Origin of the sequence: Pseudomonas sp. Sample_16 (genome assembly GCF_004307665.1) — a bacterium.
Classification (GTDB): domain Bacteria; phylum Pseudomonadota; class Gammaproteobacteria; order Pseudomonadales; family Pseudomonadaceae; genus Aquipseudomonas.
On sequence record NZ_RCOB01000029.1, the window covers coordinates 122678 to 135022 of the forward strand.

At 60.7% G+C, this 12345-nt stretch carries 11 protein-coding genes; 7 read left to right on the forward strand and 4 right to left on the reverse strand.

The window, feature by feature from the left end; all coding sequences use genetic code 11:
* Nucleotides 1-237: 237 nt before the first annotated feature.
* From D8U69_RS04400 to D8U69_RS04425, 5 genes are all read left to right on the forward strand, one after another.
* Nucleotides 238-1644, forward strand: a complete 1407-nt coding sequence (locus D8U69_RS04400) for an ABC transporter substrate-binding protein (RefSeq protein WP_177434546.1) — start codon at nt 238-240, stop codon at nt 1642-1644.
* 135 nt (nt 1645-1779) lie between these two features.
* Nucleotides 1780-2565 (forward strand): ABC transporter permease, encoded by a 786-nt coding sequence (locus D8U69_RS04410; RefSeq protein ID WP_056854451.1) that lies wholly within the window; start codon nt 1780-1782, stop codon nt 2563-2565.
* Nucleotides 2562-3410, forward strand: a complete 849-nt coding sequence (locus tag D8U69_RS04415; protein ID WP_130906761.1) for an ABC transporter ATP-binding protein — start codon at nt 2562-2564, stop codon at nt 3408-3410. Before D8U69_RS04410 ends, D8U69_RS04415 begins: the two co-directional genes overlap by 4 nt.
* Complete coding sequence (locus D8U69_RS04420; RefSeq protein ID WP_130906762.1) at nt 3407-4369, forward strand: HEAT repeat domain-containing protein; 963 nt, start codon at nt 3407-3409, stop codon at nt 4367-4369. The genes D8U69_RS04415 and D8U69_RS04420 overlap by 4 nt, the downstream gene beginning before the upstream one ends.
* Entirely contained in the window at nt 4366-4659 is a 294-nt protein-coding gene (locus D8U69_RS04425; RefSeq protein WP_130906763.1) for a DUF971 domain-containing protein, read from the forward strand. The genes D8U69_RS04420 and D8U69_RS04425 overlap by 4 nt, the downstream gene beginning before the upstream one ends.
* Nucleotides 4660-4683: 24 nt before the next feature.
* On the opposite strand, the gene D8U69_RS04430 is transcribed toward D8U69_RS04425, so the two are convergent.
* The 3 genes from D8U69_RS04430 to D8U69_RS04440 all read right to left on the reverse strand — a co-directional run bounded on the left by D8U69_RS04430 (nt 4684) and on the right by D8U69_RS04440 (nt 6829).
* A complete protein-coding gene (locus D8U69_RS04430; protein ID WP_056854455.1) occupies nt 4684-5652 on the reverse strand; it encodes a 2-hydroxyacid dehydrogenase in 969 nt (322 codons plus the stop codon).
* A gap of 155 nt (nt 5653-5807) precedes the next feature.
* Nucleotides 5808-6416 (reverse strand): TetR/AcrR family transcriptional regulator, encoded by a 609-nt coding sequence (locus D8U69_RS04435; RefSeq protein ID WP_056854456.1) that lies wholly within the window; start codon nt 6414-6416, stop codon nt 5808-5810.
* 29 nt (nt 6417-6445) lie between these two features.
* On the reverse strand, nt 6446-6829 hold the full coding sequence (locus D8U69_RS04440; RefSeq protein ID WP_130905695.1) for a tautomerase family protein: 384 nt from the start codon (nt 6827-6829) through the stop codon (nt 6446-6448).
* Between the two features lie 379 nt (nt 6830-7208).
* Between D8U69_RS04440 and D8U69_RS04445 the strand changes: the two genes are divergently transcribed.
* Nucleotides 7209-8489, forward strand: a complete 1281-nt coding sequence (locus D8U69_RS04445) for a serine/threonine transporter (RefSeq protein WP_056854458.1) — start codon at nt 7209-7211, stop codon at nt 8487-8489.
* 240 nt (nt 8490-8729) lie between these two features.
* Here D8U69_RS04445 and acnB read toward each other — a convergent pair whose 3' ends face one another.
* Nucleotides 8730-11330, reverse strand: a complete 2601-nt coding sequence (gene acnB / locus D8U69_RS04455; protein WP_130906795.1) for a bifunctional aconitate hydratase 2/2-methylisocitrate dehydratase — start codon at nt 11328-11330, stop codon at nt 8730-8732.
* A 457-nt stretch (nt 11331-11787) separates the two neighbouring features.
* Between acnB and D8U69_RS04460 the strand changes: the two genes are divergently transcribed.
* Entirely contained in the window at nt 11788-12258 is a 471-nt protein-coding gene (locus D8U69_RS04460) for a DUF1289 domain-containing protein (RefSeq protein WP_130906765.1), read from the forward strand.
* Nucleotides 12259-12345 lie beyond the last annotated feature (87 nt).

Sequence of the window (12345 nt, forward strand, 5' to 3'; positions counted from 1 at the left end):
ATCGCTGCGATGCGTCGACCCGACAAGCCCGCTCCACAGGGCTTTGCAGTGGGACACAGATTTCGCTGGCAATAGAGAACTTTGTGGGAGCTGGCTTGCCAGCGATGCGTCCGCCACAGACAACCCAAAGCCATCCGGCAACCACCGGACGCCTGATCCACAACACCCCTCGTTTCCCACCACGCCCAGATCGTGGCGGAGACGAACATCCAATAAATGATTCGAGGGGAAACACTCATGATGTTGCGTGCAGCGTTGGCCGGTCTGGTACTGGCGTCATTCACCTTGTCGGCCTCGGCCGAAACCATCCGCATTGCCATCGGTACTCAGGACACCACCATCAACTGCGCCGCCGGTGGTCTGTTGATCCGCGAACTCGGCCTGCTGGACAAATACTTGCCCCACGACGGCCCATACAAGGATGCCAAATACGAGGTGCAGTGGAAGAATTTCACCAGCGGCGCGCCGCTGACCAATGAGATGGTCGCCGGCAAACTCGACTTCGGCGCGATGGCCGATTTCCCGGGCTCATTCAACGGCGTGGCGTTTGAAGCAGCGGGCAAGCACAGCCTGTTCATCAGTGTGTTGTCAGGCAGCACCAAAGGCAGTGGCAACGGCATCGTGGTGCCGAGTGCATCGGGCGTGCAGTCGTTGGCGGAGCTCAAGGGCAAGACCATTTCGGTGCCGTTCGCCTCCACCGCCCATGGCATGTTGCTGCGCGCCGTGGCCGCCCAGGGCTGGGACCCGCTCAAGGACGTGAACATCATCGCCCAGCCGCCGGAAGTCGCCGGCTCTGCGTTGCAGGCGGGCAAGATCGACGCCCATGCCGACTTCGTACCGTTCGCAGAACTGTTCCCGAGCCGCGGTTTCGCGCGCAAGATCTACGACGGTTCCCAGGCCGGAGCGCCGACCTTCCATGGCGCGCTGGTCGACCAGAGCTATGCGAAAAAGTACCCGGAAATTGTCGTCGCTTATCTGCGCGCCAGCATCGAGGCCAATCAGTTGCTCGCCGCTGAGCCCGAGAAATACAGCGAGCTGATCGCCAAGGTCACTGGCGTCGATGCCGAGGTGAATTACCTGTTCCACGGCCCTCTGGGCGTGCAAACCCGCGACCTGAGCTGGAAACCGGAGTACCGCCAGGCGGTGGGCACGGCCATCGATACGCTCAAACTGTTGAAGAAAGCCGATCGCGGTCTGGATCTGAACACCTTCATTGACGATCAGTACATCCGCGCCGCCTTCAAGGCCTCGAACCTCGACTACACCGCGCAACTGGCGAACTACGCGCAGGCGCCGCTCACTGCAACGGATGCGTCCACCGGCAAAGCCATCACCGACTTCAGCCACGTGGCGGAAATCTGGGTGCGCGGTGAGCCGAAAGTCCGCCAGTACGCCTCGGCGCAAGCGGCGTTCAGTGCATTGGCCAGCCTCAAGCAGGAAGGCAAAAACATCCGCGCGGTGTATGCCCAGGCCAGCGACAGCGGGATCAAGTTGCTGGCGGATCAGGCGTGGTTCGCCAGCGATGCCAACGGGCGCCTCAGCGCGTTCCTGCTCAAAGGCCAGGCCCAGCAGTTCGCCAGCGCCCAAGGCGGCAAGGTTTTCGATTTCACCGATGCCACCGCGCAGGCTGTGGCTGTTCGCTAACCCAAAAACGCCGCAATCCCCTGTGGGAGCGGGCTTGCCCGCGATGGGGCCAGACCAGCCGATACCGATGTCGACTGACACTCTGCAATCGCTGGCAAGCCAGCTCCCACAGGTTTTAAAGTGAGAGGGAATATTGTGTACGGACCCTGTTTACGCTGGCTCCCCCGAGTCGCCTCGCTGTTGTTTTGCCTGCTTTTCTGGCAACTCGCCGCCAGCCACCACTGGAATCTCGGCCTGGTAACCTTCGCCAACGTGCCGACCCCGGGGGCGGTTGTTGAGGCGGCGCTGGGGCTGGGTGATTCCGGCAAGCTCGCTCGTCACTTGAGCAGCAGCCTCAGCCGGGTCTTCGCCGGTTACTGCGCAGCGTTGATCGTCGGCGTTGCTCTGGGGCTGTCCATCGGCCGCTCGAAATGGGCTGAGGATTTGCTCTTGCCACCGCTGGAAGTGCTGCGGCCAATCCCGGCGGTGGCGTGGATTCCGCTGGCAATCCTGATGTTTCCGTCGTCTGAACTGTCGATGGTGTTCATCACGTTCACCGGTGCCTTGTTCCCGATCCTGCTCAACACCGTGCACGGCGTGGAAGGTGTCGACCCACGGCTGATTGCCTCGGCGAAAAGCCTTGGGGCAGGGCGCCGGGCGATTTTGCTGGAGGTGATTTTGCCGGGCGCCGCGCCCAGCATCATCACCGGCCTGGCCATCGGCATGGGCACTTCATGGTTCTGCCTGGTGACCGCAGAAATGATCTCCGGCCAGTACGGCATCGGTTATTACACCTGGGAGTCCTACACCATTCAGAACTACCCCGACATCGTCGTCGGCATGTTGCTGATCGGCGTGCTCGGCATGGGCAGCAGCCTGCTGATAAAGCGCCTGGGCGGGTTGTTCACGCCTTGGCATCGACCACGAGGAAAAGCCTCATGAGCGTTTTTCAACATCCTGAAGGGCGGATCGATATACGTGACTTGTCGATCAGCCTCGGCGAGGGCAAGGCGGCCTTCGAAGCCGTGCAGGGTCTGGAGTGTCAGATCGAACCGGGTCAGTTCGTGTGCATTCTCGGGCCGTCCGGTTGCGGCAAATCGACGTTGCTCGGCGCGCTGGCAGGTCACCTGCAACCGCGGACCGGCACGCTCAACGTCGATGGTGCCAAAGTCTGCGGACCATCACCCCAGCGCGGCATGGTGTTCCAGCAGCACACCCTGTTTCCATGGCGAACAGTGCGAGACAACGTTGCTTTCGGCCTGAAAATGCGCGGCGTCGGCAAAGCGGAGCGGCAGCGGGCGGCCGATGAAATCCTCGCCTTGGTCGGCCTTGAAGGTTTCGCCGATCGCTGGCCGGATCAACTGTCTGGCGGTATGCAGCAGCGGGTGGAGATCGCTCGGGTGCTGGTCAATCGTCCGCGCCTGCTGCTGATGGACGAACCCTTCGGTGCCCTCGATGCCTTGACCCGATTGAACATGCAGGAACTGCTGCTCGACATCTGGACACGGATCCGCACCACGGTTGTGTTTGTCACCCACGACATCGACGAAGCGTTGTTCCTGGCTGATCGCTTGCTGGTCATGAGCACGCGTCCCGGTCGCATCATCGAAGACCTGCGCCTGGAATTTCCACGGCCACGGACCACCGAGCTGGTGACCAGCCCCGAATTTTCCCGCTTGAAGCGTCATTGCCTCGAACTCCTGCGTCACGAAGACGGTCGGCAGCTACCGCGCCTGAACCCTCTCGGATTGCCTCCTGAAAACAAACTGCCGCGATTTGCCTTATGACCTCACTATTTGACGTAACCGATAACGACGACATTCTCGCCCTGCAACCGCGCCTGACGGATGAAGATCCTGGCGTGCGCAGAATTGCCTTGATCGATCTGGCTGACCTCGAAGAACCGGACGGTTTGCTGTGGCTGGTCAATCGTCTGGCACAAGACCCGACCGCAGAGGTTCGTGCCGAAGCCGCGCGATTGCTTGAAGCCTGGGAGGACGAGCTTGTGGTCGAAGCGTTGTGCCAGGCCCTGACCGATCCATCCTCGGCGGTGCAGGCTGCCGCCGCGCAAAGCCTCAGCCTGCTCAAGAGCGAGGCGGCGGGCCGGGTGATACTGCCGTGGACCGCGCATGCGGACATCAGCGTGCGCATCGCCGCGTTCAGGGCTTTGCGCGAATTGCGCTTTCCCGATGCCGCTGCGGCTGCTTCAGGTGCCTTGAACGATGAAGACGCCGGCGTTCGTCGCGAAGCGGTCGGCGTGCTTGGCTGGCTCAAACAGCTCGATGCCTTGCCGGCCCTGGCGAAATTGGCCAGCGACGACCCGGACACGGAAGTCCGCCGCGCCGCCACGGGCGCTCTCGGCCTGGCCTGCGATGCGCAAGTGTTGCCAGCCTTGCGCCAGGCTCTGCTGGACCAGGCCTGGCAAGTTCGCGAGGAAGCCGCGACGACGCTGGGCAAGATTGGACACGTCGATGCAGGAGCGGCACTGGTCGAGGCCTTGACTGACGATTACTGGCAAGTGCGGCTGCGTGCCACCCGCAGTCTCGGTCGGTTGCGTTATGCACCGGCGCTGGACGCGTTGATCGAAACCCTGGGCCATCGCATCAGCAATCTGCGCAAGGAGGCTGCACTGGCGCTGGGTGAGCTGAGTGAAGGCGGTGCAATCGCCCCCTTGCTGGCTGCGCAAGACGACGGCGACCCGGAAGTGCGCAAAGCGGTGCGCATTGCCCTGAGTCAATTGCAATGAGCCCGCTGGCCGTTGCCAATTCCCGGAGCAAACAGCAACTGCATCTGAGCTGGCCCGACGGCCACGAGCAGTGGCTGGATTACGCGTTGTTGCGCCGCCAATGCCCGTGTTCGCAATGTCGCGCGTTTCGCTTGCAGGGCACACCGCCGCTGGTCGACGCCCGTGTTCAGGTGCTCGGGTTGAACGCTCAGGGCTATGGCTTGCAACTGGTGTTCAGCGACGGCCACGAACGGGGGATCTATCCATGGCCTTACCTGGCGCAACTCCCGTCGTACGCTGCGGGGGGTTGAGGATTTGCCTTCGCCAGCGGAGCCTTAGTGAGCGTGCTGGATGGCGGTCGGCAGGGGTAGCTCGATGGGCGTCAGCACCGGTTGCCCGGAGAAAAACGCCTGCAGGTTCTTGCCCACCAGCTCCACCGTACCCTGGGTCGCCTCGGGCGAGAGGCCTGCAACGTGGGGCGTGAGGATCACGTTGTTGAGATTTTTCAACGCATCCGGAACCTGAGGTTCGTTATCGAAGACATCCAGCGCGGCACCGGCGATCCGCCGCTGTTCGAGTGCGGTAATCAGGTCCGCGGTGACAATCACGCTTGCCCGCGCGATGTTGACGAGGAAGCCATTAGGCCCGAGTGCATCGAGCACTTGCCTGTTGACCAGGTGCTGGGTGCCAAGCCCGCCGGGCGCGGCGACGATCAGAAAGTCCGAGGCCCGTGCCAGTTCGCTGGGCGTCGAGCAGAATGTGTAGGGCACGTCGCTGCGATGCTGGCGGTTGTGGTAGCACACGCTCATGTCGAAGCCGGCATTGGCGCGTTTGGCGATGGCCATGCCGACGGCGCCCAGGCCGAGAATGCCCAGGCGTTTGCCGGCCAGGGAAGGGCGCATGATCTTTGGCCATTCTCCCCGGCGCACGGCAGCGTCGCAGCGCGGAACATCGCGCACCAGCGACAACAGCAAGGCCATCGCGTGATCAGCCACTGATGAGGCATTGACGCCGGCACCGTTGGTCACGGTGATGCAACGGTTGGCCGCTGCCTGCAGGTCGACATGTTCGTAGCCGGCACCGATCACACAGATGATCTTGAGCGAGGGCAGGGCGGCTATTTCGTCGGCATACAGACCGAGTGGGCCGCGGGTCAGCACTGCGTCGATCTGGCCGCCGTGTCGGGCAATGGCGGCGGCGCGTTCGGCCGGGGTCGGGGCGAGGATCAGGTGAAAGCCCTGATGTTCGAGGATGGGCAGGTAATCATTAATGGTTTCAACCAGTACCAGAACGGTTGCGGGCATGCTTGGCTCCTGTGTGCATCGCAGAATCGGGCTCGAACGTCACTTGAGATTGCTGGCTGCGGAGCGATTTGGCAATGACCAAAGCTGCCCGTCCGCGCAGCCGCGTTGATGAGTGTAGGACCTTGGGAAGCCTGCGAGGGTGTTGTCGTGAGATTTCACGCGGCAGGAGGCGTATCGGGCTTCGCTGCGGTCAGAAAACTGCACGTCGCTTCGAGGATTTCATCAGAAAGGGCTTCGCCACGGGTAGCGCGGGCGAGTGTCAGGGCGCCGACCATCATCGAATACTGCACCAGCGCTTGCTTGCGGTTTTCGCCGGGATCAGCCGATTCCATCAGCTGGCTGAAGGCGTCGAGCAGCCTGTTAAGGCCGTCCATGAACGGCTCGCGCAAGCCGCTTTCAGCACTCTCATGGCAGATGTCCGCGGCGAAGGCCACCACGGGGCAGCTGTCGCCCGGGTTATCGCGGCTTTGGACGGACAGGTAGGGTTCAATCAAAGCCCGGCGCGCCGAGGCTTTGTCTTCGCCGGAGGCGGCCCGTTCCCGCCAGCGCGCTCCTACTTGTTTGAATGCCCGCTCGCTGGCCTCCCTGGCCAGTGCTTCCTTGGATTCGAAGTGCCCGTAGAACCCACCATGGGTCAGGCCGGCGGCCGCCATTACATCGACCACGCTGATGCCATGCAGGCCGCGCTCGCGAAACAGCCGTGTGGCGGCCTCGACAATGATTTCGCGGTTGAGGTCGGCTTGCTTGCGGGAAACTCGGGGCATCAGGCACTCACCATTAGCAGGTTTGAAAATCAGAGGGCGTATTGGGCAAGGCCATTGCCGAACGACCAGTTCTCTTTCTTCACTTCCACCAGATTAATGAAAACATCTTCCGGGCGCACCGCCAGTTGTGCATTGAGGCCATCGACGATGGTTTTATAGAGCAGTTTCTTCTTCTCCAGCGTTCGCCCTTCACTCAGGGTGATCTGGATGATCACCAGGTTATCGGTGCGCTGGATGCCCAGGTACTGCGGGTCGAAAATGAAATGTTGCTCATCGTGTTCGTTGAGGATCTGGAAGTTATCGTTTTCCGGCACGTCGATGGCGCTGCGCAAAGCGGCGTAGATCAACTGCCCGATACGTTTGGCGTAAGTGGGATCCTGCTGTTTTTTGATGTCGACGCGAACCAGTGGCATGGGCAGACTCCAGAAAGGATACAGGTGTATTCAAAATACATGACGATAGACCTTTATCAAGGTCGGTTCGTCGTCTGGGGGTGAAATGCAGTGGTGATACTGCGAATCAACTTGTAGGAGCCAAGCTTGCTCGCGACGGCGCAATCACATTCAACATTGATGTCAGTAGTTACATTGCCATCGCGAGCAAGCTCAGCTCCTACAGGGGGTGCGTCGACCACTCTCTTCGACTTGGCACCACCGTTCCTCACCTAAGTCTTTGCTTCTGTTCACTAATCCCGGACAATCGCGCCCCTGTTTCGGTCAGAGCGCTGCCTGTCGGGTATTCCGACGCGTTCTGGCCGGGTGGCAAGTGACCGGAATGTGGAGATCCCACCGGATGAATGATCAGGCCAATAGCGTCAACAAACGCTATGTAGAAACGACCCCTGCGACGCTGTCGAGCTGGAATCGCCAAGACACCACGTGGATGCTGGGCCTGTTTGGCACAGCGATTGGTGCAGGCACCCTGTTTTTGCCGATCAACGCAGGTCTGGGCGGCTTCTGGCCGTTGCTGATCCTGGCGCTGCTGGCGTTCCCGATGACGTTCTATGCACACCGTGGCCTGACCCGTTTCGTGCTGTCCGGTCGCGAAGGCGCCGACATCACCGAAGTGGTGGAAGAGCATTTCGGTATCAAGGCCGGCGCGTTGATCACGCTGTTGTACTTCTTCGCCATCTTCCCGATCCTGCTGATTTACAGCGTGGCGCTGACCAACACCGTGGGCAGTTTCCTTGAGCATCAATTGCACATCACGCCGCCACCGCGCGCGGTATTGTCGCTGGTGCTGATCCTCGGCCTGCTGGCGGTGGTGCGCTGCGGCGAGCAGATGATCGTCAAGGCCATGAGCCTGATGGTCTATCCGTTCATCGTTGCGCTGCTGTTTCTGGCGGTGTACCTGGTTCCGCACTGGAACGGCGGTATTCTCGCCACCGCCAGCCAAGTGCCTGCGCCATCCGCGCTGTTGCACACCTTGTGGCTGGCGATTCCGGTGATGGTGTTCTCGTTCAACCACTCGCCGATCATCTCGGCGTTCGCCGTTGACCAGAAGCGCCGTTATGGCGAACACGCCGAGGAGCGCAGTTCGCAGATCCTGTCCCGCGCCCATCTGTTGATGGTGGTGATGGTGCTGTTCTTCGTCTTCAGTTGCGTACTGACGCTGTCGCCAGCGCAACTGGCTGAAGCCAAGGCGCAGAACCTGTCCATTCTGTCGTACCTGGCCAACCACTTCAGCAACCCGACCATCGCCTTCGCGGCGCCGTTGATTGCTTTCGTGGCCATTTCCAAGTCGTTCCTGGGCCATTACATCGGCGCCAGCGAAGGCCTCAAAGGCCTGATCGTCAAGAGTGGCAAGCGGCCGTCTGCCAAGTCCCTGGACCGCATGACCGCGGCGTTCATGCTGGTGGTGTGCTGGATCGTAGCGACGCTCAACCCGAGTATTCTCGGCATGATCGAAACCTTGGGCGGCCCGGTCATCGCGGCGATCCTGTTCCTGATGCCGATGTACGCTATCCGCAAGGTGCCGGCCATGGCGCGTTATCGCGGGCAGGCTTCCAACGTCTTCGTGACGGCGGTGGGCCTGGTGGCGATTACGGCGTTGATCTACTCCCTGACCGCCTGACACATCCTGCGTAGGAGCGAGGCTTGCCCGCGAAGAACAGTTTTTGATCGTTCCCACGCTCTGCGTGGGAATGCCTCAAGGGACGCTCCGCGTTCCAGCTCTCGAAAGGGACGCGGAGCGTCCTGGGTTGCATTCCCACGCGGAGCGTGGGAACGATCACAGTGAAACCCCACATTTCTTCAGGCATAAAAAAACGCCGCTCATCTCACGATGGGCGGCGTTTTTCATTGCGTTACACCGTTAGGCTTGAACGACCGGGATGTTGGCGTTCGCAGCCGCTTCACGGAACTCGGCGATCTGGTCGAAGGACAGGTAGCGGTAGACATCGGCCGCCATGCTGTCGATCTTGCCAGCGTATTCCATGTACTCCTCGACGGTCGGCAGGCGACCCAGGATGGAAGCCACGGACGCCAGTTCGGCCGAAGCCAGGTAGACGTTCGCGCCGTCACCCAGACGGTTCGGGAAGTTACGGGTCGAAGTCGATACGACAGTCGAGTTCGGCTCTACACGTGCCTGGTTACCCATGCACAGCGAGCAGCCTGGCATTTCCATACGAGCGCCGGCTTTGCCGTAGATGCCGTAGTAGCCTTCTTCGGTCAGCTGGTGAGCGTCCATCTTGGTCGGCGGCGACAGCCACAGACGAGTTGGCAGCTGACCCTTGACCTGATCCAGCAGCTTGCCGGCGGCGCGGAAGTGACCGATGTTGGTCATGCACGAACCGATGAACACTTCGTCGATCTTCTCGCCAGCAACGCTGGAGAGCAGACGGGCGTCGTCCGGGTCGTTCGGCGCGCAGAGTACAGGCTCCTTGACGTCAGCCAGGTCGATCTCGATGACTTCAGCGTATTCGGCGTCTTTGTCCGCTTCCAGCAGCTCAGGGTTGGCCAGCCAGGCTTCCATCGCTTGAGCGCGACGTTCCAGGGTACGCGCATCGCCGTAGCCTTCGCCGATCATCCAGCGCAGCAGGGTGATGTTGGACTGCAGGTACTCGGTGATCGACTCTTTCGACAGCTTGATGGTGCAACCGGCAGCCGAACGTTCGGCCGAGGCGTCGGACAGTTCGAATGCCTGCTCGACGGTCAGGGTTTCCAGACCTTCGATTTCCAGGATTCGGCCGGAGAAGGCGTTTTTCTTGCCTTTCTTCTCGACAGTCAGCAGACCTTTCTGGATGGCGTAGTAAGGGATGGCGTGAACCAGGTCACGCAGGGTGACGCCCGGTTGCAGCTTGCCCTTGAAGCGCACCAGGATCGACTCTGGCATGTCCAGCGGCATGACGCCGGTGGCCGCGGCGAACGCAACCAGACCGGAGCCGGCAGGGAACGAGATGCCGATCGGGAAACGGGTGTGGGAGTCGCCACCGGTACCCACGGTGTCCGGCAGCAGCATGCGGTTCAGCCACGAGTGGATGATACCGTCGCCCGGACGCAGGGAAACGCCGCCGCGGGTCATGATGAAGTCGGGCAGGGTGTGATGGGTAGTCACGTCGATCGGCTTTGGATAGGCCGCGGTGTGGCAGAAGGACTGCATCACCAGATCGGTCGAGAAGCCCAGGCACGCGAGATCTTTCAGTTCGTCACGGGTCATTGGACCGGTGGTGTCCTGGGAACCTACAGTGGTCATCTTCGGTTCGCAGTAGGTGCCCGGACGGATACCGGTCACGCCGCAAGCCTTGCCGACCATTTTCTGCGCCAGGGTATAGCCCTTGGTGCTTTCAGCCGGTGCTTCGGGCTTCTTGAACAGGTCCGAAGGTGGCAGGCCCAGTTCGGCGCGAGCCTTCTCGGTCAGGCCACGGCCGATGATCAGCGGAATACGGCCGCCGGCGCGGACTTCGTCCAACAGCACCGGAGTCTTCATTTCGAAGGTGGTCAGGACTTCGTCGGTGCCGTGCTTGCAGACTTTGCCAGCATGCGGGTACAGGTCGATCACGTCGCCCATGTGCATGTTGGAAACGTCGAATTCGATTGGCAGTGCGCCGGCATCTTCCATGGTGTTGTAGAAGATCGGAGCGATCTTGCTGCCGAAGCAGAAACCGCCGGCACGCTTGTTCGGCACGTACGGAACGTCGTCGCCGAAGAACCACAGAACGGAGTTGGTGGCCGATTTACGCGAAGAACCGGTACCGACCACGTCACCGACGTAGGCGATAGGGAAGCCGGCATTGCGCATTTCTTCGATCTGCTTCATTGGGCCGGTGACGCCTTGTGCGTCAGGCACGATGCCGTCGCGAGCCATTTTCAGCATGGCCAGGGCGTGCAGCGGGATGTCCGGGCGGGACCAGGCATCGGGAGCAGGGGAGAGGTCGTCGGTGTTGGTTTCGCCAGTGACCTTGAACACGCGCAGGCTGATCTTGTCGGCCAGGGTCGGGCGGTTCTTGAACCACTCGCCATCAGCCCAGGACTGCAGTACGCCTTTGGCGTGAACGTTGCCGTTCTTGGCTTTTTCCGCGACGTCGTGGAAGGCATCGAACATCAGCAGGGTGTGCTTGAGTTCTTCGGCGGCTACTGGCGCCAGTTCGGCGTCGTCCAGCAGGTTGACCAGGGTCACGATGTTGTAGCCGCCCTGCATGGTGCCGAGCAGTTCTACAGCGCGCTTCTTGTCGATCAGGGGGGATTTGGCTTCGCCCTTGGCGATGGCAGACAGGAAACCGGCCTTGACATAGGCGGCTTCGTCCACGCCAGGCGGAACGCGATTGGTGATCAGGTCAACGAGGAATGCTTCTTCGCCAGCCGGGGGATTTTTCAGCAGCTCGACCAGGCCTGCAGTTTGTTCGGCGTTAAGCGGCTGGGGAACGATACCCAGTGCTGCGCGCTCTTCGATATGTTTGCGGTAGGCTTCAAGCACAGTTATTACCCTCATCAGTGGTCCCAAATGGGTGTCCGGGACGCTCATCCCGAAATTGCCGTACTCATGCGCTGCATGGCGTTGTGAGCCACTTAGCCAGAATTACCGACAATTCCTTACAGAAGCTGCTTTCAAAGTTTTACGCCTGCAGAACGGGAGCTGATGAGGGTTGGCGTTGGGCTTTTCCCCGCTGGAAAAACCCCTCGCCAACACCGCTCTGAAGGAACGACTGTGCTCGTGACGCTTTGAAAACAGCTTCTAACGGACATTGGCGCCTAAAAAGGCAGGCTGATTCTACGGCAAAAAAAAATTAAAGGTAAGTCAGGGTTTATTGGACTTTGGTGGTGACGCCCGGCAAAGGTCCGTTGCCCCTGACCCTTCAACTTTGAGGGGTGATGAATATCGGACAAAGGGCTAACATGCCGGCCTGTTTTGCTTTTTCGCGTTTTACCTACCTATGCCCAATCAGACCATCAAGACGCCCTGCGTCGGCCTTTGCTCCACTGTCTACGGTGACCTGGTGTGCCGTGGCTGCAAGCGGTTCCACCATGAAGTGATTCACTGGAACGGTTACAACGAGGAAGAAAAGCGCGCGGTGTGGTTGCGTCTGGAGCAGCTTTTGTCCCAGGTAATGGCTGCCAAGGTGGAGATTTTCGACCCGGCGATGCTACGAACCCAGCTGGAACAACGCAAGATCCGCTTTGTGCCCCATCAGTCGGAATATTGCTGGGCTTACCAGTTGATCGCGCGGGGCGCACGGGTCATCAACAACCTGGAAGCCTATGGCATGGTGTTGCTGCCGGAGTTCCGCGACTGGAACCTGCCGGAATTGCGCGATGCGATTGACCGGGAGTTTTTCCTGCTGTCCGAGGCGCATTATCAGCGCTATATCGCCCCGGGTTTCCTCAAGGACGCGTTTGGCGGTTGAGAAAGCTTCGCGGGCAAGCCTCGCTCCTACAAGGGCACTCGCGGACCTGTAGGAGCGAGGCTTGCCCGCGAAGAAGATCTAACCGAC

Coding starts and splice junctions, on each gene's coding strand:
- D8U69_RS04400 (WP_177434546.1), top strand. CDS start 238: ATGATGTTGCGTGCAGCGTTGGCCGGTCTGGTACTGGCGTCATTCACC.
- D8U69_RS04415 (WP_130906761.1), top strand. CDS start 2,562: ATGAGCGTTTTTCAACATCCTGAAGGGCGGATCGATATACGTGACTTG.
- D8U69_RS04420 (WP_130906762.1), top strand. CDS start 3,407: ATGACCTCACTATTTGACGTAACCGATAACGACGACATTCTCGCCCTG.
- D8U69_RS04425 (WP_130906763.1), top strand. CDS start 4,366: ATGAGCCCGCTGGCCGTTGCCAATTCCCGGAGCAAACAGCAACTGCAT.
- D8U69_RS04430 (WP_056854455.1), bottom strand. CDS start 5,652: ATGCCCGCAACCGTTCTGGTACTGGTTGAAACCATTAATGATTACCTG.
- D8U69_RS04435 (WP_056854456.1), bottom strand. CDS start 6,416: ATGCCCCGAGTTTCCCGCAAGCAAGCCGACCTCAACCGCGAAATCATT.
- D8U69_RS04440 (WP_130905695.1), bottom strand. CDS start 6,829: ATGCCACTGGTTCGCGTCGACATCAAAAAACAGCAGGATCCCACTTAC.
- D8U69_RS04445 (WP_056854458.1), top strand. CDS start 7,209: ATGAATGATCAGGCCAATAGCGTCAACAAACGCTATGTAGAAACGACC.
- D8U69_RS04460 (WP_130906765.1), top strand. CDS start 11,788: ATGCCCAATCAGACCATCAAGACGCCCTGCGTCGGCCTTTGCTCCACT.